Annotated in this window: 21 protein-coding genes and 1 tRNA gene; 6 read left to right on the forward strand and 16 right to left on the reverse strand. The window is 72.3% G+C overall.

Annotated features, from left to right (window positions below):
* Positions 1–19: 19 nt before the first annotated feature.
* Positions 20–802 carry a hypothetical protein gene (locus caldi_RS09770; protein WP_264841583.1) on the reverse strand — a complete coding sequence of 261 codons (783 nt, stop codon included), beginning with the start codon at positions 800–802 and terminating at the stop codon, positions 20–22.
* Between the two features lie 1275 nt (positions 803–2077).
* Here caldi_RS09770 and cbiB point away from each other — a divergent pair.
* Positions 2078–3061, forward strand: coding sequence for an adenosylcobinamide-phosphate synthase CbiB (gene cbiB / locus caldi_RS09775; RefSeq protein ID WP_264841584.1), 984 nt, complete (start codon positions 2078–2080; stop codon positions 3059–3061).
* 34 nt (positions 3062–3095) lie between these two features.
* On the opposite strand, the gene cobD is transcribed toward cbiB, so the two are convergent.
* The 4 genes from cobD to caldi_RS09795 all read right to left on the reverse strand — a co-directional run bounded on the left by cobD (position 3096) and on the right by caldi_RS09795 (position 6417).
* Positions 3096–4235: a threonine-phosphate decarboxylase CobD gene (gene cobD / locus caldi_RS09780; RefSeq protein ID WP_264841585.1), complete on the reverse strand. Its 1140-nt coding sequence runs from the start codon at positions 4233–4235 to the stop codon at positions 3096–3098.
* Positions 4236–5135: a dihydrodipicolinate synthase family protein gene (locus caldi_RS09785; RefSeq protein WP_264841586.1), complete on the reverse strand. Its 900-nt coding sequence runs from the start codon at positions 5133–5135 to the stop codon at positions 4236–4238. It abuts the gene before it with no gap.
* A gap of 88 nt (positions 5136–5223) precedes the next feature.
* Entirely contained in the window at positions 5224–6150 is a 927-nt protein-coding gene (speB, locus tag caldi_RS09790) for an agmatinase (RefSeq protein ID WP_264841587.1), read from the reverse strand.
* Positions 6151–6318: 168 nt separating this feature from the next.
* Positions 6319–6417: transfer RNA gene (locus caldi_RS09795), tRNA-Sec, on the reverse strand.
* Between the two features lie 225 nt (positions 6418–6642).
* On the opposite strand from caldi_RS09795, the gene caldi_RS09800 reads away from it, so the two are divergent.
* Complete coding sequence (locus caldi_RS09800; RefSeq protein ID WP_264841588.1) at positions 6643–7452, forward strand: polysaccharide deacetylase family protein; 810 nt, start codon at positions 6643–6645, stop codon at positions 7450–7452.
* Between the two features lie 3 nt (positions 7453–7455).
* On the opposite strand, the gene caldi_RS09810 is transcribed toward caldi_RS09800, so the two are convergent.
* The 5 genes from caldi_RS09810 to caldi_RS09830 all read right to left on the reverse strand — a co-directional run bounded on the left by caldi_RS09810 (position 7456) and on the right by caldi_RS09830 (position 14204).
* Complete coding sequence (locus caldi_RS09810; RefSeq protein WP_319951745.1) at positions 7456–9264, reverse strand: PLP-dependent aspartate aminotransferase family protein; 1809 nt, start codon at positions 9262–9264, stop codon at positions 7456–7458.
* Positions 9265–9356: 92 nt separating this feature from the next.
* On the reverse strand, positions 9357–11039 hold the full coding sequence (locus tag caldi_RS09815; RefSeq protein ID WP_264841589.1) for a peptide-binding protein: 1683 nt from the start codon (positions 11037–11039) through the stop codon (positions 9357–9359).
* Between the two features lie 163 nt (positions 11040–11202).
* A complete protein-coding gene (locus caldi_RS09820; protein ID WP_264841590.1) occupies positions 11203–12636 on the reverse strand; it encodes a rhomboid family intramembrane serine protease in 1434 nt (477 codons plus the stop codon).
* Positions 12637–12660: 24 nt separating this feature from the next.
* A complete protein-coding gene (locus caldi_RS09825; RefSeq protein WP_264841591.1) occupies positions 12661–13683 on the reverse strand; it encodes a YpdA family putative bacillithiol disulfide reductase in 1023 nt (340 codons plus the stop codon).
* Positions 13684–13757: 74 nt separating this feature from the next.
* Positions 13758–14204, reverse strand: coding sequence for an Hsp20/alpha crystallin family protein (locus caldi_RS09830; RefSeq protein ID WP_264841592.1), 447 nt, complete (start codon positions 14202–14204; stop codon positions 13758–13760).
* Positions 14205–14535: 331 nt separating this feature from the next.
* Here caldi_RS09830 and caldi_RS09835 point away from each other — a divergent pair, with 331 nt between their 5' ends.
* On the forward strand, positions 14536–14781 hold the full coding sequence (locus tag caldi_RS09835) for a hypothetical protein (RefSeq protein WP_264841593.1): 246 nt from the start codon (positions 14536–14538) through the stop codon (positions 14779–14781).
* Between the two features lie 57 nt (positions 14782–14838).
* Positions 14839–15654: a DUF2268 domain-containing protein gene (locus tag caldi_RS09840; RefSeq protein WP_264841594.1), complete on the forward strand. Its 816-nt coding sequence runs from the start codon at positions 14839–14841 to the stop codon at positions 15652–15654.
* A gap of 29 nt (positions 15655–15683) precedes the next feature.
* Here the strand turns inward: caldi_RS09840 and caldi_RS09845 are convergent, their stop codons facing one another.
* Positions 15684–16151 (reverse strand): GNAT family N-acetyltransferase, encoded by a 468-nt coding sequence (locus caldi_RS09845; protein WP_264841595.1) that lies wholly within the window; start codon positions 16149–16151, stop codon positions 15684–15686.
* A 90-nt stretch (positions 16152–16241) separates the two neighbouring features.
* Positions 16242–16721: a DUF2203 domain-containing protein gene (locus caldi_RS09850; RefSeq protein ID WP_264841596.1), complete on the reverse strand. Its 480-nt coding sequence runs from the start codon at positions 16719–16721 to the stop codon at positions 16242–16244.
* Between the two features lie 282 nt (positions 16722–17003).
* Between caldi_RS09850 and caldi_RS09855 the strand changes: the two genes are divergently transcribed.
* Positions 17004–18353 carry a dihydropteroate synthase gene (locus tag caldi_RS09855; protein WP_264841597.1) on the forward strand — a complete coding sequence of 450 codons (1350 nt, stop codon included), beginning with the start codon at positions 17004–17006 and terminating at the stop codon, positions 18351–18353.
* A gap of 1 nt (position 18354) precedes the next feature.
* The gene (gene folE, locus caldi_RS09860) at positions 18355–18954 is read left to right on the forward strand and encodes a GTP cyclohydrolase I FolE (protein ID WP_264841598.1); all 600 of its coding nucleotides are present in this window, start codon (positions 18355–18357) and stop codon (positions 18952–18954) included.
* 1 nt (position 18955) lies between these two features.
* Here the strand turns inward: folE and glgP are convergent, their stop codons facing one another.
* The 4 genes from glgP to hpt form a co-directional block, all read right to left on the reverse strand.
* A complete protein-coding gene (glgP, locus tag caldi_RS09865; protein WP_264841599.1) occupies positions 18956–20563 on the reverse strand; it encodes an alpha-glucan family phosphorylase in 1608 nt (535 codons plus the stop codon).
* A gap of 105 nt (positions 20564–20668) precedes the next feature.
* Complete coding sequence (locus caldi_RS09870) at positions 20669–21466, reverse strand: LytR/AlgR family response regulator transcription factor (protein WP_264841600.1); 798 nt, start codon at positions 21464–21466, stop codon at positions 20669–20671.
* A 69-nt stretch (positions 21467–21535) separates the two neighbouring features.
* A complete protein-coding gene (locus tag caldi_RS09875; protein WP_264841601.1) occupies positions 21536–22948 on the reverse strand; it encodes a histidine kinase in 1413 nt (470 codons plus the stop codon).
* Positions 22949–22970: 22 nt separating this feature from the next.
* Complete coding sequence (gene hpt, locus caldi_RS09880; RefSeq protein ID WP_406568080.1) at positions 22971–23540, reverse strand: hypoxanthine phosphoribosyltransferase; 570 nt, start codon at positions 23538–23540, stop codon at positions 22971–22973.
* Positions 23541–23586: the final 46 nt, after the last annotated feature.

Genomic DNA, 23586 nt, shown 5'->3' on the forward strand with positions numbered 1-23586 from the left:
GGAGGGTGTGCCCACCGGTTCACGCGACCCCATACGGCACGTGTTGCTCACGGATCCGGTCGCCGCCGGAACCGCCGTTGAAACCGCCGGGGAACCCGAACGCGAGGACGTCACGAAGGAGCTCCGGCCACTCGTCGCGTCGGAGCCTCGTTCCGTGCAAGGAGGCGAGGATCAGAATGGTCCCGGCCAGCTGCGGACTACCGGGTGTCCAGGCACGGCGGAGGAGCGGGAGAAGAGAGCGATCGCCGAGGGCGAGCGCGACGTCGGCCAGGAGTTGTCGGTCGTGGGCAACGATGTCCGCCCAGTGTCTCTTGATCAGTGCGACTGAGCGCTGGACCGGGACGAGCGAGAGGGCACGCAGAAGCCCTGCTTTCTCTTCGGGTGCCGCCGGATGCAACCTGCGCGCGATGGCAGGGATGGCGCCGGCGCCCTGTGCGGCCAGGGCCTTCACCACATGGGGGCGGTTCCCGCCCGCCCTCGGCAGTGCGGAAAGAAGACCTGGTATGGCGGCGGTGCCCCGGCCGGGGTGCTGGAACGCGAGTCGGCGTAAGAGCTTCGCAGTGCGCCTGCCTGCCCACCCATCCGGACGGGTCGCCAGAAGCTGGCCCAGGGCCCCGGCCACGTCAGGGCCGACACCGAGCATCTCGGCTTCCCACTGGCCCGGCAACCACGGCACCTCCAGGCTCCACACCCAGAGCCGCGTGGCATGGTCGGGGCCGGTACCTTGAATCACGCCTCGGTGGGCCATCCCATAAACGGCGAGCATCTCCGCCGCAGCCAGGGCAAGAAGCGATTCCTGCAACCGAGCCTCGTCTGGTCGGAGTCCGGGCACGGAACCCGGCGGCCCGTCACCTCCGGCAGCCATGCCACGCGTCGCCGCATCGCCCGGCGCGGGATCGGCCAGAGCGGCAAAAAGCCAGACCAGCCGGCGCGCCGGGATCAGGAAGGGCGATACTCCAGAGGCGGTCAGGTCCGCAAAGAATTCCCTTACCCGGGTGGCCCAGTTCCGAATGGATGCCCCCTCGGGTTCCTCTGGACGGGCCCACGCAGCGGGGACCGGTGATCCGCCGGGTCCCCCGACCCGCTCGAGATTGGCCTGCACGTCTTGCACGGCGGCTGTCCACCCACGTTGCGCAAACACGTGCGTCAAGGAGGCGATGCGACGGGCGAGCCCTAGACCTTCCGAAACGGCGAGGAACAGGGGACCCAAGACCTGGCCGTCCCGGAGCCGGTACCACCTCACGGCCCGGTGCAGATCGGCCCGTGTCCCGACGCGCACCAGTGCCTCGAAGACAGCCTCTCTCTCGTACACCCGACCGGGTGAGAACGCGATGCGACGAAGGGCTGCGAGGACAGGTTGCGATCGGACCATGGCCAGGGCCTGGGCCAGAAGGCGAACGGTTGCTTTTCGGTCCTCGTCGCGGGCAGGCGTCCCGGTGCCGGGGCCCGTGTCCTCGAGCACCTGTCCGAGGAGGCGGAGAGCGGCCGGCACGAATGTCCGGTCCCCGCACCGTGCCAGTGCGACGCAGGCATGCCCCGCACCCGGTCCGGTGGCTCGTTCCACGTAACGGCGCAAAGGCTCCGTGGCCACCGACGGCGCCCACTCTGCCATGGCTTCGGCGGCGTACCCGCGGACTTGGGGGTCCGGATCCTCCAGGAGAGCGGTGAGAAGGGACTCGCCCCGGGTAGAGGGCGCCAGGTCCGCGAGACGCCAGCATACCCAGGAGCGGACCAGGATCTGCGGCGACCGGGACCATCGCTCGATGTCGTCGAGGGTCCAGAGGGGACGATTTCCCGCGCCTCGCATGCCGTCACTCTCCCTGCCGAACCGGCCGAATGCCGAACTCCAGTTCGATCCCCATTGCGCAGGATACCATACCGTATTCTTGTTGGCAAGACAGGCAACGAAAACCATTCAACGGCAGGCAACATCCGGAGTGCCTCGCAGGCGCAGGGATTCCGGTGGCCGGGATCTAAGAAGATAAGGCATGAGCAACCGGACCCAGCGACCGTACGCCCCGAAGCAATTCCTGCTCTCGCCGCCCTCCTCGCCGCCGGCCACCCCGACGGAGCACCCATGATTCCCCAGTGGGTCCTGGTCGGCGCCGCTTACCTCGTCGACGGCTGGGTGGGCGACCCGCCGCGCTGGCCCCACCCGGTCCGCTGGATCGGCGCCCTCATCACCGCCCTCGAGCGCCTGGTCCGCCCCCGGACCCGGGGACCCCGCGCCGAACTGGTGGCAGGGGCGGCGCTCGCCGCCGCCACCGTCGCCGTCTCCGCCGGAGCCGCCTGGGCCGTGCTGCGGGTTGCAGGTGCGATCCACCCCCTCGTGGCCGACGGGGTGGCCGCGCTGGGGATGGCGTCGCTCCTGGCCCGCCGCAGCCTGGCTGACGCCGCCCGTTCCGTCTGGGCGCCCCTTCACGCCGGCGACCTGCCCCACGCCCGAACCGCCGCCGGCCAGATCGTGGGCCGGGACACGGTCGGGCTCGACGCCGGCGAGGTGGCCCGGGCGGCGATCGAAAGCGTCGCCGAGAACACCTCGGACGGCGTCATCGCCCCCCTGTTCTACGCCTTCATCGGCGGGCTTCCCCTGATGGCGGCGTACAAGGCCGTCAACACCCTGGACTCCATGATCGGCTACCGCAACGACCGGTACCTGTACTTGGGGCGGGCGGCGGCGCGCCTGGACGACGCCGCCAACTGGATCCCCGCGCGCCTCGCCGCGCTGTCGCTGGCCACGGCGGCAGCGCTGCTCCACCGGCGCGGCACCCGCGCCTGGAAAGCCGCGCTGGCCGACGCCCGCAAGCACCCCAGCCCCAACGCCGGCTGGCCGGAGGCCGCCATGGCCGGCGCCCTGGGGGTGCGCCTGGGCGGCACCAACTTCTACGGCGGTGTACCCTCCCACCGGCCGGTGCTCCACGGCGCGGGCCGGCCGCCGGCGGCGGCCGACCTGCCCCGGGCGGTCCGCCTCATGCAGACCGCCTGCCACCTGTTCCTGCTCGCCGGCCTCGTGGTGAGCGCTCTCGTCCACGGTGCGGGCGCCTGGGTGCCGGGGCGCTGAGTGCCGCGCGGCGGCAGGTCCCTCCCGCCCGGGCTCAGACGCCTTCGCCGAGGGCTCGCCGCAGCGCCGCCAGCAACCGGGCGTTGTCCTCCCGGGTCCGCACGGCGACGCGGAAGTACCCCGCCGGCAGGCCGAAGCTCCGGCAGTCCCGGATGAGGATACCAAGCGGCCCGAGGCGCTCCTGCAGCTCCCAGGCGGCGAGGCCGGTGCTCGAGCCGTCGACCAGGATGAAGTTCGCTGCCGGCGGCAGCGGCCGCAGCCCGGGGATGGCCGCAAGCTCCCGGTAGAGCCGCGCGGGCTCCTCCGCCACCCACGCCCGGGTGCGGGCGGCATACGCTTCCTCCGCCAGGGCCTGCCGCCCGGCCACCTGGGCGAGCGCGCCGACGCTCCACGGGTCCTGGAGACGGCGGAGCGCGCCGGCGAGGGCCGGGGCGGCGACCGCGTACCCCAGCCGGAGCCCCGGCAGGGCGTAGAACTTGGTCAGCGACCGGATGACGACCAGTCCCGGCCGCCGGGGGGCCTCCGCGAGCACGCTGGCGGCCGGCGGGTCGGGAGTGAGGTCCACGAAGGACTCGTCCACCACCAGGAGGCAGTCCTGGGCCGCCAACACGCCGGCGAGTTCGAGGACCTCGCCGGCGGGCAGGAGCACCCCGGTCGGGTTGTTCGGGTTGCAGAGGAAGAAAAGCCGTGCGCGGGCCGCCCGGGCAGCTCCGCCGAGGGCGGCCACGTCCGGGCGGAAACCCCGGTCGGGGTCGAGGGGCACGCTCACCCACGTCCCCCCGGCGGCCTCGACAGCGCGGGGGTACTCGCCGAAGGTCGGCGAAGGCGCCACGGCCACCCCGCCCCGCGCCAGCAGCGCGGCGAGCCGGATCAGCTCGGTGGCGCCGGCGCCCACGACCACGGCCGGAGCCGGCACCCCTTCGCGCTCGGCGAGGGCCGCCGCCAGCGTGGCCGAGTGCGGCTCGGGGTACAGCCGGATCCGCCCCAGGGCCGCCCGGACGGCCTCGACCACGCCCGGCGGCGGCCCGAACGGGTTCAGGTTCGCGCTGAAGTCGAGGACCCGGTCGGGGTCAAGCCCCCACCGGGCCGCCGCCGCATACACGTCGCCCCCGTGCGGGGGCGCCGGGCGCTCTCGCCCCGGCTGCCCGGCGCCCCCGCCGACGTCCGGCAGCACTCAGGACCCGGCCTCCAGCGCCCCGACGGCCCGCAGGATCTGCCGCAGCTCCTCCCGGGCCGCCTCGCCCAGCGGCTGCAGCGGACGCCTGGGCGGGCCGCCGTAGTAGCCGATGAGGTCGAGTGCCGCCTTCAGGCCCGCCACCCCCCAGCTGGCAGTGACCGCCTTGTTCACGGCCAGGATCCGGAGCTGCAGCTCCCGGGCTTCGGCGATCCGGCCCGCCTGGGCCAGTTCCACGATCTCCGCGCACAGGTCGGGGATCACGTTCGCCGCCGCCAGGGTGCCGCCGACGCCGCCCACGACGATCGTCGGGAGCAGGAAGCTGGCCGAGCCGGCGAACACGGCGAAGTCCGCCGGGGCCCCGGCGACGATCTCGGCGATCTGGGTGATGTCGCCGCCGCTGTCCTTCACCCCGACGATGTTCGGGTGGGACGCCAGCCGGACCACGAGGCTGGCCGGCAGGTTGATCCCGGTGTTCCTCGGCATGTTGTAGATCATGACCGGGATGGGCGAGGCCTCGGCCACGTCGAGGAAGAACCGGGCGAGGACCTCTTCGTTCATCGATCCCTTGTAGTAGGTCGGGTTGAGCACGAGGGCCGCCGACGCCCCCAGCTCGGCCGCGCGGCGCGTGAGGCGGATCGTCTCCCGGGTCGATTCCGCCCCCGTGCCGGCGATCACCGGCCGGTCGGACGGGAAGTGCTCCCGCACGAAGGCGATGAGCCGTTCCTTCTCCTCCGCGTCCAGGAGCACCGACTCGCCGTTGCTGCCGAACACCACCAGGCCGGCGAGGCGGGTGCGCGCCCAGCGCGCCAGGTTTTCCTTGAGCTGCGGGTAGGCGACCTCCTCGTTTGCATCAAACGGGGTCGGGATCGGCGCGAACACGCCCGTGAACCGCTTCACCTTGCTCTTCACTCCTCGACGTGGGACCGGTTGATGGTGCGATCGACGATCTCGCCCCAGTGGAGTACGCCGGGGCAGGCCGCAATCCCTACCGAGCCGGGATGTGGCGGACCGCCGCCAGCGCCAGGAACTCGAACACGAGGTTGGCGGCCAGGATCGCCGTGACGCCCGCCGGGTCGTACGCCGGCAGGAACTCGACGAGATCGAAACCGGCGAACCGCAGGCCGGCCAGCCGGCGCAGGATGGCCAGGATTTCCCGCGAGGTGAACCCGCCGACCTCCGGGGTGCCGGTGCCGGGTGCGAAGGCCGGGTCGACCGCGTCGATGTCGAAGCTCAGGTACACCGGTCCGTCGCCGACCCGCTGGCGGATCGCCTCGGCGAGGGCGTCCGGGGACATCCCCGCGGCCTCGTCCATCTCGACCACCTGAAAGCCGAGCCGGCGGGGCATGTCCGGGTCCCCCTCGTCGAGCACCGGGCCGCGCAGCCCCACCTGGATCGACCGGGCCGGGTCGATGAGCCCTTCCTCCAGGGCCCGCCGGAACGGGGTCCCGTGCCCGAGGGGCTGACCGGACTGGGCCGGCCAGGTGTCGGTGTGGGCGTCGAAGTGCACGAGCGCCAGCCGCCCGTTGTGACGGGCCACCGCCCGCAGGCACGGGAGGCTGATCGAATGGTCGCCGCCGAGGAAGATCGGCACGCAGGTCGCGGGCAGCGCCGCACCCAGCGTCTCCGCCAGGAGGCCGAACGTCTCCCGGGCCCAGCCGGGGAGGACGGAGACGTCACCGTAGTCGACCGCCCGCAGCACCCGGGCCGGGTAGAACCGGAAATGCGGATGGTACGGCCGCAGCCCCGCCGAGGCCATCCGGATGGCCCCGGGCCCGAACCGCGCCCCCACCCGGAGGCTGGCGCCGGTGTCGAAGGGAACGCCGATGATCGCCACGTCGGCGCCCTGCAGGTCCTTCGTGTGGGGGAGGCGGAGGAAGGTGCGCAGGTCGGCGAAGGCGGGCATGTAGGCCATGGGGGCTCGCTGCCTCCTCGCGTCACTCTCACGACGCGGATGGCACCGGGCCGGCCGGGACACCGGCCCGACCTCTGTCGAACTTCCACCCCCCACCCCCCGGATCCTGCGCAAGGGACGCGCGAAGGCCCGGTGCGTCCGTGGCACACCGGGCCGTCCGGAACCTTCTGGCGGGAGCATGTGGGAATCGAACCCACCCAGCGCAGGATCACTGCGCCGCAGACGGTTTTGAAGACCGCGAGGGCCACCAGGACCCCATCTGCTCCCGATCCCACAGAGGCCGAGGCCATAGCTGCCCTCCGCACTTTCCCGATTATAGTGCCTGCCCGAAACCGGCGCAAGCGGCCCAGCGCCGGTCAAGACGCTTGTTGGGGACGGGTTGCTGACGAGGCACGGGCCGCGGCCGCGGCCGCGCCGTGCGGCCGGGGGCATGGCCGGGCCGGCCCGCCACTACACATGTGGCAGAGGCCGACGAGGGGCAGGCGATGTCGGGTGAGCGCACCGGCGTGGCGGGGCCGGGAAGGCTTGCGCAGGTTCGCCCTGGTCGGAGGGATCGTGGTGGCGGCTGCGGCGGTGGGCTACCCCGTGCTGCGCGCGCCCGTGCCCGAGCGCGAGGTCGCTCCTGCATCGGCGCAAGGGATGCCGGCGCACCTGCGGCCGATTTACTCCGCCCGGACGGCGGACCCCGTCCTGGCCCTCACCTTCGACATCTCGTGGGGCAACCGGACGTGGCCGAAGGTGCTGGAGATCCTTGAGAAGGAGCAGGTCAGGGCGACCTTCTTCCTCTCCGGGCCGTGGGCGCAGAAGCACCCGGAGGCCGTGAAGCAGATCGTGGCCGGCGGCCACGAGATCGCCAGCCACGGGCACCGGCACGACAACTTCTCCCGCCTGGGCCGCGCCGGCACGGCGGAGAACATCCAGACCGCGCACGCGATCCTGCGGGAGGTGAGCGGCCGGGAACCCCGCCTCATCCGACCGCCCAACGGCGACTTCGACGCCGTCTCCCTGCAGGCCACCCGGGACGTCGGCTACGAGACGGTGATCTGGAGCGTCGACTCGCTGGACTGGAAGAACCCCGGGGTGGGGGTCATGGTGCAGCGGGTGCTGTCCCTGGCCCACCCCGGGGCCATCGTGCTCTTCCACGCGAGCGACTCGTCGAAGCAGGTCCACGAAGCCCTTCCCCGGGTGATCCGGGGGTTGCGGCAGAAGGGCTACGCCTTCATGACGGTCGGGGAGATGCTCGCCAGGTACGGCCCCGACCCCACCGGCTGCATCCGGGTGCCGGGCCGCACGGGGTGCTAGACGCTACACCGGCTTGAACGTCACGATGCTCCCCTTGAGCCGCTGCGCCTCCTTGTAGGTGCAGCGGTTGTGCACGACCTCCAGTCCCCTCTGCAGGGCGTAGGCGGCGGCCTCGTCGTTCACCACGCCCTCCTGGAGCCACAGGACCCGGGCGCCGATCTCGGCCGCCTCCCGGGCGGCCTCCAGCGCTGCGTCGGGGCGGCGGAAGACCTGCACGACGTCGACCGGGAAGGGGATGCTCTTCAGGTCCGGATAGGCCTTCTCGCCCAGGACCTCGGTCTCCCGGGGGTTCACGGGGACGATCCGGAACCCCAGCCGCTGCATCTTCCGGGACACCCGGTTCGAAGGCCGGCCGGGGTCGGACGAGGCGCCGACGACGGCCAGGACCTTGGGCCGGGTCCGGGTTTCCCCGTCGGGACCGGTCTCGGTGACGTAGGGGCTGTCGAGGACCCAGCGGATCACGGCCTCGTCGTTGATCACCCGGCTCCGGCCGCCGGGGGCGGTGAGCCGGCCGTGGCCGGTGGCGGCGGCGAGCGCCCGGTCGAGGTCGGCCAGGAGGTCGTCGGGGTTCTCGATCCCCACCGACAGCCGGATGAGGTCGTCCGGAACGCCGGCGCGCGCCCGGTCCTCCGGGCTCAGCTGGCTGTGGGTCGTGCTGGCCGGGTGGATCACGAGGCTGCGCGCGTCGCCGACGTTGGCCACGTGGGACCACAGGGCGAGCGCGTCGATGAACCGGGCCCCCGCCTCCACCCCGCCCCGGATGCCGAAGGTGATCATCGACCCGCCCATGCCGCCGTCGAAGTAGCGCCGGACGAGGTCGTAGGACGGGTGGTCGGGCAGGCCGGGGTAGTTCACCCAGGCGACGCCGGGGTGGTCCTTCAGGAACTCCGCCACCCGTACGGCGTTCTCGCAGTGGGCCCGCATGCGCAGGTGCAGCGTCTCGATCCCGAGGAGCGTCAGGTAGGCGTTGAACGGGCTCAGGCAGGCGCCCATGTCCCGCAGGAGCTGCACCCGGAGCTTGGTGGCGAAGGCGAGCGACCCGAACTCGTCGGCGTACACGATGTCGTGGTAGCTGGGGTCGGGCGTGGTGAAGCCGGGGAACTTCGGGTTCTTCCAGTCGAACCGGCCGGAGTCGACCACCACGCCCGCCAGGGAGGTGCCGTGGCCGGACAGCCACTTCGTCGCCGAGTGGACGACGATGTCCGCCCCCCACTCGATCGGCCGGCACAGCGCGGGGGTGGCGAAGGTGTTGTCGACGATGAGCGGGATCCCCGCCTCGTGGGCGATCCTCGCCACGGCCTCGACGTCCAGGACCCCGAGGGACGGGTTGCCAATGATCTCGGCGAAGATGGCCCGGGTCGCCGGGGTGATGGCCTGCCGGAAGTTCTCCGGGTCGGCGGGGTCGACGAAGCGGACGCGGATCCCGTACTTCGGCAGGGTGACGGCGAACATGTTGTAAGCGCCGCCGTAGATCTGGCTGGAGGAGACGATCTCGTCCCCGGCGTGGGCGAGGTTCATGATCGTCGCGGCGATGGCGGCGTGCCCGCTGGCGAAGGCGACCCCGGCCACGCCCCCCTCCAGGGCGGCGACCCGTTTCTCCAGGACGTCCACCGTGGGGTTGCCGATGCGCGAGTAGATGTTGCCCGGCTCGTCCAGGGCGAACATCCGCGCCGCGTGCTCCGTGCTGGCGAACTGGTAGGCCGTGGTCTGGTAGATGGGCACCTGCCGGCTCCCGGTGGTGGGGTCCGGCGCCTGCCCGGCGTGCACGGCCAGCGTCTCCAGGCGATACGTGGGCGTCTCCTGCTTGGGCAAGCGAATCTCCCTCCCGCCCGCGGGTCCCCCGCGGATGGGGAGAGAATTCGGCGGTACGGGGGGCATTCCTCCCGGATTCGCCCCCGGGGCGATCACTCCTCCTCCACGTACCACCGCCAGGGGAAGAGGGCGATCCCGTACCCGGGCGTGTTGACCACGCCCTTCACCCGCGCCGAGGTGAAGTCGGTGCGCGTGTTCGTGTACACCCAGATGTGCGGGGCATCCTCGACGACGAGCTCCTGCACCCGGGCGTAGAGCGCCTTCCGCTTCTCCTGATCCGCCGTCCGGCGGGCCTCCTCGAGCAGGCGGTCGACCTCCGGGTTCGCGTAGCGGGAGCGGTTGAAGCCGCGCACCCGACCCTGGGCGTCGGGCCGGCCGCTGGAGGAGTGGTAGAGGGCGTAGAGGCTGTCCGGGTCGGCGTCCAGGCTGAAGGCCGAAAAGGCCGCGTCGTAGTTCCCGGGCATCACGTAGGTCTGCATCATCGTGGCGAAGTCCAGCAGCTCGACGTCGACCTGGATGCCGAGCGCCCCCCAGTCCTTGCGGACCTGCTGCGCCACCCCCTCGATCACCGGGCCCGCGTTGCTCCCGTAGAACTTGAGCACCAGGGGCTTGCCGCCCTTGACCAGTCGACCCTCCGCGTCCCGATTGTAGCCGGCCTGCACCAGCAGCTCGGCGGCCTTCTGCGGGTCGTGGGCGTAGCCCTTCGCATCCGGCTTGTACGCCCAGGAAGCCGGCGGGATCGGGCCCGGGGGGACCACGCCCATGCCGTGCAGGACCTCCCGGACGATCGCCTCGCGGTCCAGAGCGTAGGACAGGGCCTGGCGCACGCGCCGGTCGTCGAGCGGCGGCCGGGACGTGTTCAGCGCGATGTACCCGAAGCCCATCCGCTGCCAGTCGTAGGCGCGGAGGGTGCCCTTCTTCTCCTCCTTGAGCCGCGCGACCTGTGCCCCGGGGACGTTGTAGACGGCGTCCACCCGGCCGCTCTCGAGGGCGGCCACACGGGCATCGGGGTCGGGGATGACCTGCCACCGGATGGTCTTGATCCAGGGCCCGAGCCCATCCTTCTTCAGAAACCAGTCCTCGTTCGCCTCGAGCTCGATGTACTGCCCGGGCTGCCATTCCACGAAGCGGTAAGGGCCCGACCCGACCGGCTCCTGGCCCCAGGGCGCCTTTTCGAGCTCCTTCACGGGCACCCCGGCGAGGAGGTGCCGGGGCAGGATGCCGATCTGGGTGCCCGTCCGCAGGAACGGCGCGTACGCCTCCTTCAGGGTGAACCGCACGGTGTGGGGGTCCACGGCGGTCACGTCCCGCACCGGGGCGACCGACTCCGCCCGGGGGCCGGTGTACCCCCGGTCCATCAGGACCCGGTAGGTGTAGACCACGTCCTCGGCCGTCACGGGTTGGCCGTCGTGAAACGTCGCGTCCTCGCGGAGGTGAAAGGTCCATTCCGTGCCGTCCGGGCTGGATTCCCAGCTGCGGGCCAGGCGCGGGGCCACCTCGAGCTTCTCGTTGATGTAGGTGAGACCGTCGAAGAGGAGGTCCGTGAGGTAGAAACCCTCCGCCGTGGCGGAGTAGAGCGGGTTCAGGCTGTCCGGGTCCGCCTCCAGCGCCAGCGTCACGCTCCCGCCGAACGCAGGCTTGCCCACCGCGGCCGCGCGGGCGGGGGGAGCGGTCGACGTGGCGGGGAGGGCGACACGGCGACTGCAGGCCGGAAGGGTCAGAACAAGTCCCAGGAGGGTGCAGGCCGCGCCCACGAGGCGCCGTCGGGCAGACACCGGAGGAACCCCTCCTCCGCGCGGGCTTCGCCCAGCATCGATGGAACATGCGTGCCGACCCCAGAGCGGAACGGCATGACCCGGAACGTATTCGCAACTGCCGCCGGGCCTCTCCTGCCCCGGCCGGACTTACCGGCATTCCACTTTTTGCTATGAGCCGAGCTCACCGCCGTATGCCCGCCCGCCGCCGCGCGTCCTCGACCGCCCCGAGAATGATCCGCGCTTCCCGGTTCCCGGGGGCGAGGCCCAGCACCTGCTCCGCCTCGGCGCCGGCCTCCTCGTACCGGCCGGTGAGGTAATAGAGGCGCGCGAGCTCGAGGTGGGGGCGCCAGTCCCCGGGGCTTGCACGCGCCGCCTCCCGGAGCCAGTACTCCGCCTCCTCGTACCGGCGCACCGCCATGGCCGCCTGGCCTTGCTCCAGGGCGTCCCTCGCCCGGACCGGGATCGGGAAGGCGCCGGCCACCAGGAGGACGGCCACGGCCACGACGGCGAGGACCGCGGGCCGCCGCCACCGCGCCCGGCCCTGCCGGGGTACGCCGGCCACCGCCGCGGCGGCGAACCCGCCAGCCAGCCCACCCAGGTGCGCCCAGTTGTCGATGTTCGGGATCAGGAGCCCGATCGCGAGGTTGAGGCCGATCGGCCACAACAGCTGGCCCCATGGCACGCGCCACTGGCGCGGCGCGGCGATCCGGAAGTACACCGCTGCGCCGAAGAGACCGAAGAGCGCCCCCGAAGCTCCGACGCTGGGACGCACGAAGCTGCCCAGGAGAAGGCTCATCAGGCTGCCCGACAGCCCGGCCGCCGCGTAGATGAACGCGAAGCGCCACGAACCGAACAGGGTCTCGACGAGACGCCCCATGTGCGCCAGCACCAGGCCGTTCATCACCAGGTGGGCGATGCCGGCGTGAAGGAACATCGCCGTGAAGAGGCGCCAGTACTCGCCCCCCAGGACGATCGCCGGACCGTAGTTGGCCCCCCAGCGGATCAGGACCGAGCTGCGGGTCGACCCGCCGTGGACCTCGAGCCACAGGTACACCGCCCCGATGGCCGCCAGGAGCGCGTACGTGACGTACGGCACCGGCAGGTCCCGGGCGGGACGCTCCACCCCCGGGGTCGCTCCGGCCTCTGCCTCTCCGGGCAGGGCCGGCGGGTGCGGGTGCAGCAGGACGTCGGCCAGGAAGGCCGGGCCGCCGGGCCGGAGCACTTCCCGGCTCTCGAGGTCCACCACCCACGGCTCGACCGCCCGGCCCCCGTCGCCCCGGGTCCCGAGACGCAGCACCTCGTCCAGCACCGGGGCCGTGAGGGTCCCTGCGAACACGAAGGCGACCACCACGTGGGCCGGCCAGGGTCCGGCGGCGCCCCACGGCCCGGCGGCGGCAAGCCCGGCGGCCACCCCCGCCCGCTCGGCGGGGGTGAGGGCGTCGGCAGGGACGAGCACCACGGCCAGGCCACCCCCGGCGCCCGGGTCGGCCGTCCGCCGGACCGCGACAGGGCAGTAGGCGCGCAGGTGCGCCGGCAGCTCGTCTTCCGCCGGCAGGAACCCCTCCCGGCCGACGAGCCTCCACCGGACGGCGTGCAGGTAGCCGGAAAGGTCCACGTGGCGGCCCCCTTCGGGCCTGCGCTAGCGCGGCACCGGAAGGCCGCGCCCGACCAGGGCGCGCACGATCCGCTCGCCGTGCTCCCGCCCGTTCTCGATGAAGATGCGGTTCGCGTCGTAGCCGGCGGCGACCACCCCGGCGAGGAAGAGTCCCGGCACGTTGGTTTCCATCGTCGCCGGGTCGTGGGCCGGCACCCCCGTGACCGGGTCGACGGAGACGCCGAGCGACCGGACGAGCGCGTGGTCGGGACGGTAGCCGGTGAGGGCGAAGACAAAGTCGCACGGGAGTTCCTGCCCCCGGCCCTCCGTCTCGACCACGATCCGGCCGGGGCGGATCTCCCGCACCACCGTGTTCCACAGCGCCCGGATGGACCCCTCCTGCAGGCGCGCCCGGATGTCCGGCAGCACCCAGGGCTTGACCCGGTCGCTGAGGTCCGGGCCCCGGTGGATGAGGGTGACGCGGGCACCGTGCCGGTAGAGGTCGAGCGCCGCCTCGACCGCCGAGTTGCGGCCCCCGACCACGGCCACGTCCAGGCCGTAGTAGGGCGCAGGCTCCGTATAGAAATGGCTGCAGAGCTGCGGGTCGTCCTCCCCCGGCACCCCGAGGAGGTTCGGGGAGTCGAAGTAGCCCGTGGCCACGACGAGAGCCCGTCCGGCAACCCCGTCCGGGCGGCCGTCGCGGTGGCGGGTCTCGAGGGCGAAGCCCTCCGGGCTCCGCCGGGCGCCCACGACCCGCTCCCACTGGCGAATCCGCAGGCCCGCGGCCTCCGCGATCCGCCGGTAGTAGCGGATGGCCTCCCGCCGGGTGGGCCTCTCCCCCTGGACCACGAACGGCACCCCGCCGATCTCCAGCCGGTCTGCCGTGCTGAAAAAGGTCATGAAGAGGGGGTAACGCGTGAGGGAGTGCGCGACCGACCCCTGCTCCACCACCACGTAGTCGAGCCCGGCCCGGTGCGCGGCCAGCGCCGTGGCCAGCCCGCAGGGGCCGGCGCCAACGATGACGAGGTCGTGCAGGCGCGCCACCTCCGTCCGTGAGGTCGCCCCCATTGTAGCGCGCCCGGCTCCGCAGCGTCACCGATCGAGAGCCCCGGGGCGCCGGCCACCGCCGGCGCCCCGGACGTTCACTGGATATCGATGGGAAGCCTCCGCCCGCCCGCCGGCCCCGCGGCCCGCGGGATGCGGATCTCGAGCACCCCGTGCTGGTACCGGGCATGGGCCCTGTCCGCATCGACGGGGACGGGCAGGGGCACGGTCCGCTGGAAGGCGCCGTACCGCCGCTCCCCGTAGTAGTACCCCTGGCGCTGCTCTTCGGCCGCCCGGCGGACCTCCCCCCGCAGGGTGACGGTCCGGTCGGTCACCCGCACGTCCAGGTCCTGGGGGTCCACCCCCGGCACCTCGGCGCGGACGACCACGTCATCGCCCTGCTCGAACACCTCCACGGTCGGCGTGTCCCCGAGCGCCCGCTGGAGGAGGGCGAAGGGCTGGTCGAAGAGCCGGCGGAACTCCTCCATCATCCCCCAGGGCCCCGGACCGCTCCACCCGTCGCCGCGCGGGATGAGCTCTCGCACCGCGATCCCCCCGTTCCGCTTCGCGTTCATGCTTCTCACGGTCTGTTTCTGGCGGGGCCGCCGCGCCGTGCGCCCGGTGCCCGCAGCCGGGATACCTGCCACCGGCGCCGCGGCAGCGGGCCCGGCTCCCGCACGGTGTGCACCCGCCGGACCCGGCCCCCGGGGGCATCGCCGCCTGCGGGCACGCCGGCGGCGGAGGGGCAGGTTCCCTGAAGCCGTTTGCCGGCGCAGCGGCTCCGGGCATAGCTTGCGCGCCGTGACGGCACCCTATCGGCCACGGGACGTGATCGCTCGTGGATGTTCCTGGCACTGGAGGCGAAGGAGGCTGACGATGGCGCGAGAAGAGACCGCCGGCCGGCGGCCCGCCGGCAGAGCTCGGGAGGGCGGGGAGCCGCAGGCGGCCGGCCTGCCGCTCCCACCGGAAGTCGGGGCGCAGTTCGCCCAGGAGGCGCGGGAGGACCTTCTCCACCCGGCCGCGACCGAGGCGCTGGAGGACAACCTCGAGGCCACCCACGTCCGGCGCCACCGGTTCACGCGGGCCCAGGTGGCCGCCCGGTACGAGGCCGGTCCGCACTGAGGCGCGGACCGGCCGGGTCCGGCGCCGCCGCGCATACGCTGATGCAGGGTGAGCGCGGTGGCCATCATCCCGGTCTGGCGCGAGCTTCTGGCGGGCACGGCGGCAGGCCCCGGCTGCCTGAGCCTCCTCGCCGCGCTCGAGGAGACGTATGGCCCGGAGGTCTACGGTCCCGGCGGCGCCCCCGGTGCCCTGGCGCGGACGTGGCTGCCGGCGATCGGGCAGATCGCCCGGGTAGGGGGCGACTGGTGGGAGGCCAGCATCGCCACTCTGCTCGGCCGGGTCTACCGGCACCTCCCGCCGCCGCCCCCGGACGTCTACCTGGGTACCCTCCTGTTTCTCGCCCCGGCCGCGACCCTCTCCCTGCAGGGTCGCCCCGTGGTCGCGGTGGGGCTGGAGCGGTTCGATCCGCTCTGCCCGCCCGGCATGCCGCCCCCGCGCGGACTCTACCACCCGAGCGAGGTCGAGGAGATGCTCCCCCACGAGGCGGCGCACGTGGCCCGGATTCGGGCACTCGGCCTCTGCCCTTCCCCCCGCGACCTCACCCTCGCCGACATGGTCCTCCTGGAGGGGACGGCCCTGCTCTTCACGGACTGGTTCCTCGGCCGGCAGACCCTCCCGACGTTCATGCCGGCCGCGGAGATCGCACGCCATCAGGCCGAGGAGGCCGCGCACCGGGCGGTCGTGCGCGGCGCCCTCGGCGAGCGCGGCATGCCGGCGTTCCTCCGGTTCTTCCGGGCGAACGCCCCGGTTTCGGGATACTACGTGGGCCTGTCCCTGTGCCGGGAGTACTGCGCCCGCACCGGCGTCACGCCCGACCGCCTGGTGCTCGTGCCCACGCGGGAGATCCTGGCGGCCGTGGGGCTCGGCAGCTGATCCGGGGCGGATCCGGCCCCGGACGTCCGCTAGATCAGCGGGCGGGCCATGAGGATGCGCTCGGGCCAGTACCCGAGTGCCGTGGCGAAGCGGAGGGCGTCCGTCGCGTGCAACCCCACGACCACGCCCACCCCCCGCGCCCCGGCCTGCCGCAGGTGCTGTTCGGCAGCCCGCAGGAGGATCCGGCCGACGCCCTGGCGCCGCCAGGCCGGGTCGACCCGCAGGTGCAGGACCAGCCCTTCGGTCTGGCCGGTGAGCGGGTTCGGCTGCATGTGGTAGAGGATGGAACCCACCGGACGCCCGGCCGCCTCCGCCACCAACACGGTGCCGCCGGGCTGGGCCAGCGCCGCCCGGACGACGGTCTCGACCCGCTGGGCCACGACGGGGAAGTGGGCCCCGACCTGCTCCCGCTGGGAGATGTGCTCCCAGGCGGCCAGGGCGCACTCATGCAGGAGCCAGGGCAGGTCCTCCGCCCGCCCCACCCGGACCTGCACCACGGCGCGACTCCCCCCTCACAGGAGACTATGCGCGCCGTCGCGCGGCCATGGCGAGACGCGAGAAGGACCGGGGCATCCCGGTCCGTCCTGCTAGTGCTTCCCGCCGCCCGGCTCACCGGGGCCAGGCCCCTCCCGGCCTTCTGTGCCCTTGCCCGGGCCGGCGGTGCCCGGCGGCAGGGGCTTGCGGCCCGCGAAGCCGTCCGTCAGGCCGTGGAAGTAGAGGATCTCGGGCTCGCCGAGCCGCCAGCAGAGCATGACCTCCTGGTCCCCGAGCTTCATGGGGAAGTCTACCAGTCCAGAGCCAATATCTTGCAGGATCGCGCCGATCTCCTTGATCCGCGCGATGTGCCCCTGTGCGGCGATCTTCAGGAAGTCCAGCTCGGCCTCTTCCTGAAGGAATGTGCTGGCGTCGATGGGCCGTCCCTGCCTGCGGGCGAGTTCCTTGGCCTCCCGGAGCTTCCAGAGTTTCTCCTCCATCTCCTTCAGCAGAGCCTGCAGCTGGCTCAAGATCTTTTCGAGTTCGGGGATGCAGGCATTGGCCTCTTCAACCGAGAAATACCGGGTGAACATACTCATCCCCGCCTTCCGGGCGCCGTGGTAACAGATTATAGGGTCTCCGGTGGGAGAAGTCAAACCGCTTCTCCTCGACGGTTCTCCGCCCCGGTCCCCGATCCCTGCAGCCCCTGTCCACCCCCGGGCGGCCGGGCGAGGGGGGAGGGCCATCGGCTCGGCGGAGGGGGGCTTTTCTCTCCTTCCGTATTCCGAAAGTCTCTGTTAGAATGGTTCTCGAAGGATGTCCCCGGTGGGCGGCCTCCGGCGAGGCCGCCCACTCTTCGCACACCCGAGAGGCAGGTGAGCCCCATCCAGGACGCTCCCCGGTTCCGTGCCCGCATGCTCGACCTCCCGACCCTGGAGGCGCTGAGCCGCGAGATGCGGCGGCTCGAAGTGGACCGCGGGGGCATCCCGCTCATGGCCCCCAAGGGGATCGTGCGGGCGATCCTGGTCGAGGACGTCCCCACCAAGGCCGCCAACATCATCAAGCAGGAGGCGCTGGCCCGCGGCGGGGACCTCGTGACCCCGTGGATGGCCGCCGACTTCGCGGCGGACACGGTGGACGTGATCGTGATCGGGAACGTGGTGACGCTGCGCAGCCTGGTGGCCAAGCTGTACCGGCAGACCGTCTACTTCCTGCCCGAGTTCGCCGACGCGCTCCAGGACGTGCTCATGAAGACCGTCCCCGGCTACCTGCCGGTGGCGCGCCGGCCGGGCCGGCAGGGACTGGTCGTCGAGGAGACCCTGGACGACCTCTTCGGGGGGCGCATCCCGACGGCCCGCGGCGGGCGGGCGGTCGCCCTCCCGACGCTGGTGCCGCCCCCCGGGACGCCGGATCACGCGTGGCATTTCGGCCGCGAAACCTACATGCTGGGCATCCTGGAGCCGGAGGGCGGCCCTCTGGGCGGCGCTCCCGCTCGCGCCGACGAGGCCGGTCCCCCGGAGGTGCTGCTCGAGCGGGCCCGCTCCCTGGTTGCCGCAGGGGCCCGGATCGTGGAGGTGGACGCGGAGGGGGGCGCCGCGGCGGCCGGCGTGGCGCCCCTGGTCCGCTCGCTGCGCGAGGCGCTGCCCGGGGTGCTCGTCGCCGTCCGGACCACCCGGGCGGAGACCGCCCGGACCGCCCTGGCGGCCGGGGCCCACCTCCTGGTGACCGGAGCGGCCCTGCGTGACGATCCCGACCTGCGTGAGGTCGTCGCCGAAAGCGGCGTCCCCGCCGTCGCCGTCCACGCCCCGCCGCAGCCGGAGTACCGTGACCTGATGTCGGACGTCGCCCGGTTCTTCTGGGACACGCTGGACGCCGTCACGAAGGCCGGCGCGCGGGTCGAGCAACTCCTCCTCGACCCCGGCCTGGGACTTCAGAAGACGCACGAACAGGACCTCGAGTGTACCCGGCGGCTGCGGGAGCTCACGAGCTTCGGCCGGCCGCTGGTGTACACCCCCCCGGCTAGACTGGCCGCCGACCCCATGGGCACCGCGGCGCTGGTGACCCTGGCCGTCGCCGGGGGGGCCGACTTCGTCCGGGTGCGCGACGTGGGAGGCATCGTGGGCTGCGTCCGCACCGCAGACGCGCTCGTGCGGGGCCACCTGCGCCCCGGCGAGCCCGACACGGGCCGGGAACCGGTCCACACACCGCGGGAGGGGGAGCGCTGAGTTGCAGGAACCCTTGGAGGGGCGCGGCGGCGTCGACAAGGAGAAGATCGAGCGGGCCGTGCGCATGATCCTGGAGGCGATCGGCGAGGACCCGGACCGGGAGGGGCTCCGCGAGACGCCCCGGCGGATCGCCGACTTCTACGAGGAGGTGACGGTGGGGCTCCGGGTCGACCCCGGGCGTCACCTCGCCACCGTCTTTCACGAGGACCACCACGAGGAGATGGTCATCGTGAAGGACATCCCGTTCCAGTCGCTCTGCGAGCACCACCTCGTGCCCTTCGTCGGCAAGGCGCACGTGGTCTACATCCCCCGTGACGGGCGGCTCGTCGGGCTGTCGAAGCTCGCCCGGGTCGTCGAGGAGTTCTCCCGCCGCCCGCAGCTGCAGGAGCGCCTGACGAGCCAGGTCGCAGACCTGATCGTCGAGCGGCTCAACCCGCTCGGGGTGATGGTGGTGATCGAGGCGGAGCACATGTGCATGACCATGCGGGGGGTGCGCAAGCCGGGATCGATCACCGTGACCTCGGCGGTGCGCGGCGCCTTCGCCCACGAGCCCGCCACCCGTGCGGAGGCGATGGCGCTCATCAAGGGCGTGTCGCGGTAGCTCACAGCCCGTACATGAGCTGGCGGTACTGCTCGACCATCCGGTGCGCGGTGAACCGGGCGCTCATGTCGATGCTGGCCCCCATCATCCGCACCCAGCGGTCCCGGTCCCCGTAGAACGTGGGGATCACCTCGCGCTCGAGCACGTCGTAGAGGGCCCGGGCGTCGTGATCCGCCTGGCCCTCGCCGACGTATCCGCCGCCGAACTGCCAGCCGTTCACCCCGTGCTCGCAGGCCTCGGCCCACCACCCGTCCAGGACGCTGAGGTTGAGCACCCCGTTCATGGCCGCCTTCATGCCCGATGTCCCGCTCGCCTCGAGGGGCCGCTGCGGGTTGTTGAGCCAGACGTCGCAGCCACGCGTCAGCACCCTGGCGAGGCGCATGTCATAGTTCTGCAGGAACACGACCCGGCCCGGGAAGCGCCGCGCCCAGTCGACGAGGCGGGCCACGATCTCCTTGGCCGCCTCGTCCCGCGGGTGGGCCTTGCCGGAGAAGAGGAGCTGGAGCCGCCCCGACTCCAGCAGGCGCACGATCCGGCCGGGGTCCCGGAAGATCAGGTCGGGCCGCTTGTAGGGGGCGGCCCGGCGGGCGAACCCGATGGTCAGGACGGCGGGATCGAGCCACAGCCCCGTGCGGGCCTCGACTTCCTGGAGGAGCTCCCGCTTGCACTCCAGGTGGGCCTCCCAGAGGTCGCCGGCCTGTCCCCGCGCGGCCCGGATACGGGGGTCCTGCCAGGTGCCGGGATGAACGCCGTTCGTGATGTGGACGATGGGCGCGGCCTGGTCGACGTCGCTCCACATGGCCCGGGCCACCCGGCCGTGCAGGGCCGAGACCCCGTTGGCCAGGCGCGCGAGCCGGAGGCCCGCCACGGTCATCCCGAAGGGGTCGCCCCCGATGCGGCGCATCTGCTCGTAGCTCAGGCCGTGGTAGGCCTCCATGTAGCGGAGCAGGCCGTGGTCGTGCACCTCGTTGCCGGCCGACACCGGCGTGTGGGTGGTGAAGACGATCTGCTCCCGGACGGCCTCCCGGGCGTCCTCGAAGGACAGGCCCCGCTCCATCTGCTCCCGGATCAGCTCAATCCCGGCGAAGACGGCGTGACCCTCGTTGAAGTGGTACACGGTCGGGTTGAGGCCCAGGCGCCGCAGCGCCCGGACGCCGCCGATCCCCAGGACCATCTCCTGGGCCACGCGGTCCTCCGCCGAGCCGCCGTACAGCTGCGCCGTGATGGCCCGGTCGGGGAACGGGTTCTCCGGCAGGTCCGTGTCCAGGAGGTACAGCGGCGCGTTGCCGTAGCGGTCGACCAGCCAGACCTTCACGGCGACCTGCCGGTCCCGGATGCGCAGGCACAGCCGCACCCCGGTGTCCTCCAGGAAGTCGTACCGGAAGTCCGGGTACGTGTCGTACGGGCGGCCGCCCTCGCCGATGAGCTGGGTGGTGTAGCCTTGGCGCCACAGCAGGCCCACCCCCACGAGGGGCAGGCCGATCTCCCTGGCAGCTTTCAGGTGATCGCCCGCCAGAACCCCGAGGCCCCCCGCATACGTGTGCAGTTCCTCGTGCAGGCCGTACTCCATGCAGAAGTACGCGACCAGCGGCCTGCGCGCGCCCTCCACCCCTTCACCCCCGCCGGCTGCCTGTCAGGGTAGCGCGCTCAGGATGGCCCGGCGCGGCCGGCGTCTATGCACCCGCGAGCGAGGGGCCGGGAACCGGCCCCTCGCTCAGTCCATCGCGAACAGTTCCTTCAGCTTCTTCACGTTGGAGCGGCTGACGAGCACCTCGCTGTGGTTCTTGTCCTTCATCCGCAGGAGGTAGGCTCCGTTGAAGTACGGGCTGATCTCGCGGATCTGGTAGATGTTGACGAGGTAGCTGCGGTGGCAGCGGAAGAACTGGTCGGAGGGGAGGCGCTCGGTCAGCTCCTGGAGGGTGTAGCGGGTCACGAGGCGCTCGCTGTGGGTCTGGACGTAGACGTTGTACCCCTCGCTGAAGATGTAGACGATCTCGTTCGGCGCCACGGGGATCTGCCGCTCGTCCCGTTCGCACAGCACCCAGGTGAGCGTGGGGCTGCGGCGCCCCTCCCGCTCCCCCTCGCCGGGCTCGGGCCGGGCCAGGCCCCGGGCCTCCCGCAGGCGCTGGATCGTCTCCGCCAGCCGCTCGTCGTCGATGGGCTTGAGGAGGTAGTCGACCGCCCGCATCTCGAAGGCGGGCACGGCGTAGTTCTCGTACGCCGTGACGAAGACGATGCGGGGCGGCACCTCCCGGCCGCGCAGCTGGCGCGCCAGCTCGATGCCGTTCACCCCCGGCATCTGCACGTCGAGGAAGATCACGTCGTAGTCCAGCGCCTCGATGAGGTGGAGGGCCTCCCGGGCGCTCGTGGCCTCACCGATGATCTCCACGTCCGGGTACTTCTCCAGCCGGTAGCGGAGCTCCATGCGCGCGGGATACTCGTCGTCCACGATGAGCGCCTTCAGCACCGCCGGCGCCTTCTCCGCCGCGGCCTGGCCGGTGCCCTTCTGCACGGGACCTCCGACTCCTTTCTTCACGACGGGCTTGCCACGACCCGAGGGTCACGACCGGCCACGTCCGGCTCAGGCCGGCACCTGTCCGGCTCCGGAGGGGCCGGTGACGACGGGTTCCGGGACCTCGGCGGGGATGCGGAGCGTCGGGGCCAGGGCGGGGGCGCGGTCCCCGTCGGCCGCGGCCCCGGCGGGAGCGCGCAGGGGGATGCGCACCCGGATGGCCGTGCCCTTCCCCGGCGCCGACCGCACCCGCAGCCGGTACGCCTCGCCGTACAGGCTGACGAGGCGGTCGTTCACGTTCGTGAGCCCCAGGCCCATCCCGGTGCCGTACCCGTCCCGGAAGACACGCTCGACGGTCTCCCGGTCCATGCCCACGCCGGTGTCGTAGACGAGCACGTGGATCTCGTCCCGGACCCGGCGCGCGAGCATCCCCACGGTGCCTCCTCCCTCCAGGGGGGCGATGCCGTGGACCACCGAGTTCTCCACGAGCGGCTGCAGGGTGAGGATCGGGATGGGCACGCTGAGCACCTTGGGGTCGATGCGCATCCGGACCCGGAGCTTGTCGCCGTACCGGGCCTTCTCGAGGGCCAGGTACGTGTTGATGTACTCGAGTTCCTCCTGGAGGGTGATGAAGTTCCCGCGGTAGCTGAGCGACCGGCGGAAGAAGCTCGCCAGCTGCACGAGGAGTTCGCGCGCCTTCTCCACGTCGGTGCGGCTGAAGTGGATGATCGTGTTGAGGACGTTGAAGAGGAAATGCGGGCGGATCTGGGCCTGCAGCGCCTCCAGGCGGGCCTTGGTGACGAGCTGGCGCTGGCGCTCGGCCTCGGCCAGCTCCATCTGCATGTCCAGGATCTGGGCGATCCCGACGGCCAGCCGGGCGACGTGGGGCGGCAGCGCCTGGGCCTGCGTCCGGTAGAGCTTGAAGGTGCCGACCACCCGGCCCCGGAACTTCAGGGGCGCGATCACCGCCGACTTGAGCGGGTGCGGGCAGCCGGGCTCGTCACAGGACAGGACCCGGGGATCCACGACCACCTTGGGCTGGCCGGTCCGCAGGACTTCCCGGGTGGCGTCGGTGAGGATCGGGCCGCCCTGCTGGTGACGCCGGCAGCCGACCCCGCTGAAGCCGAGGATCTTCTCCGTGTCCGTGATCGCCACGGCGTCGACCTCGGTGATCCGCCGCATGAGCTCCGTGATCTTCTGGGCGGACTCCTCGTTCAGGCCCTGGCGCAGGTAGGGCAGCGTCTCGCCGCTGATCCGGAGGGTCGCGTCGAAGGAGTTCGACAGGCTCTCGAGCTCGCTGCTGCTGGGCGGGCGGGGGGTGGGGTCGGCGGCCGAGAGGATGCCCACCGCCACGACCAGCTGGAGCACGAGCGCCAGGGCGGCCACGGCCCCGCCCCAGGGCGCGAGGAGGAGGGCGGCCACACCCGCCCCCGTGATGGCCAGAAGGAAGTACAGGATGCGGTACTTGCGGTTGATGCCCACCGGGGGCACCTCCCTTCGGCCCCTACCCTCCCTTGAAGCGGACGACGCCGATGTACGGCAGGTAGCGGTACCGCTCCGCCCAGTCGATGCCGTAGCCCACGACGAACTCGTCCGGGATCTCGAACCCGACGTAGTCCACCGGCACGTCGACCTGGCGGCGGGAAGGCTTGTCGAGCAGCACGCAGATGCGGACGGAGGCCGGCTGCTGGCGCTCGATGTGGTCGCGCAGGTAGCGCAGGGTGAGGCCGGTGTCGACGATGTCCTCCACCAGGAGGACGTGCCGCCCCTCCACGGCCGTATCCAGGTCCTTCAGGATCTTGACGGCGCCGGAGGACTCGGTCGCTGCGCCGTACGACGACGAGGCGATGAAGTCCACCTGGGCGTCGACGCCCTGGAACTGGCGGAGCAGGTCGGCGCAGAAGACGAAGGCCCCCTTCAGCACGCCCACCACGAGGAGGGACTTCCCGGCGTAGTCCGCCGAGATCCGCCGCGCCAGCTCCGTGACCTTCTGCTTCAGATCCGCCTCGGCGATGAGGGGTTCGACGCTGTGGTCCAATCGCTCTCCTCCCCGACAGGGCTCTGCGGCTTCCATTATCGCACAGCCAGGGCCGGAGGAGAACCGGCCGGTACCCGGGGCA

The sequence above is a fragment of the Caldinitratiruptor microaerophilus genome, from assembly GCF_025999835.1.
In the GTDB taxonomy this organism is placed as follows: Bacteria; Bacillota; Sulfobacillia; order Symbiobacteriales; family ZC4RG38; genus Caldinitratiruptor; species Caldinitratiruptor microaerophilus.

Bases quoted from the DNA above. Each gene is read 5' to 3' on its own strand.
- cbiB (WP_264841584.1), top strand. From the start codon at position 2,078: ATGATTCCCCAGTGGGTCCTGGTCGGCGCCGCTTACCTCGTCGACGGC.
- speB (WP_264841587.1), bottom strand. From the start codon at position 6,150: ATGGCCTACATGCCCGCCTTCGCCGACCTGCGCACCTTCCTCCGCCTC.
- caldi_RS09825 (WP_264841591.1), bottom strand. From the start codon at position 13,683: ATGGGGGCGACCTCACGGACGGAGGTGGCGCGCCTGCACGACCTCGTC.
- caldi_RS09835 (WP_264841593.1), top strand. From the start codon at position 14,536: ATGGCGCGAGAAGAGACCGCCGGCCGGCGGCCCGCCGGCAGAGCTCGG.
- caldi_RS09850 (WP_264841596.1), bottom strand. From the start codon at position 16,721: ATGTTCACCCGGTATTTCTCGGTTGAAGAGGCCAATGCCTGCATCCCC.
- hpt (WP_406568080.1), bottom strand. From the start codon at position 23,540: ATGGAAGCCGCAGAGCCCTGTCGGGGAGGAGAGCGATTGGACCACAGC.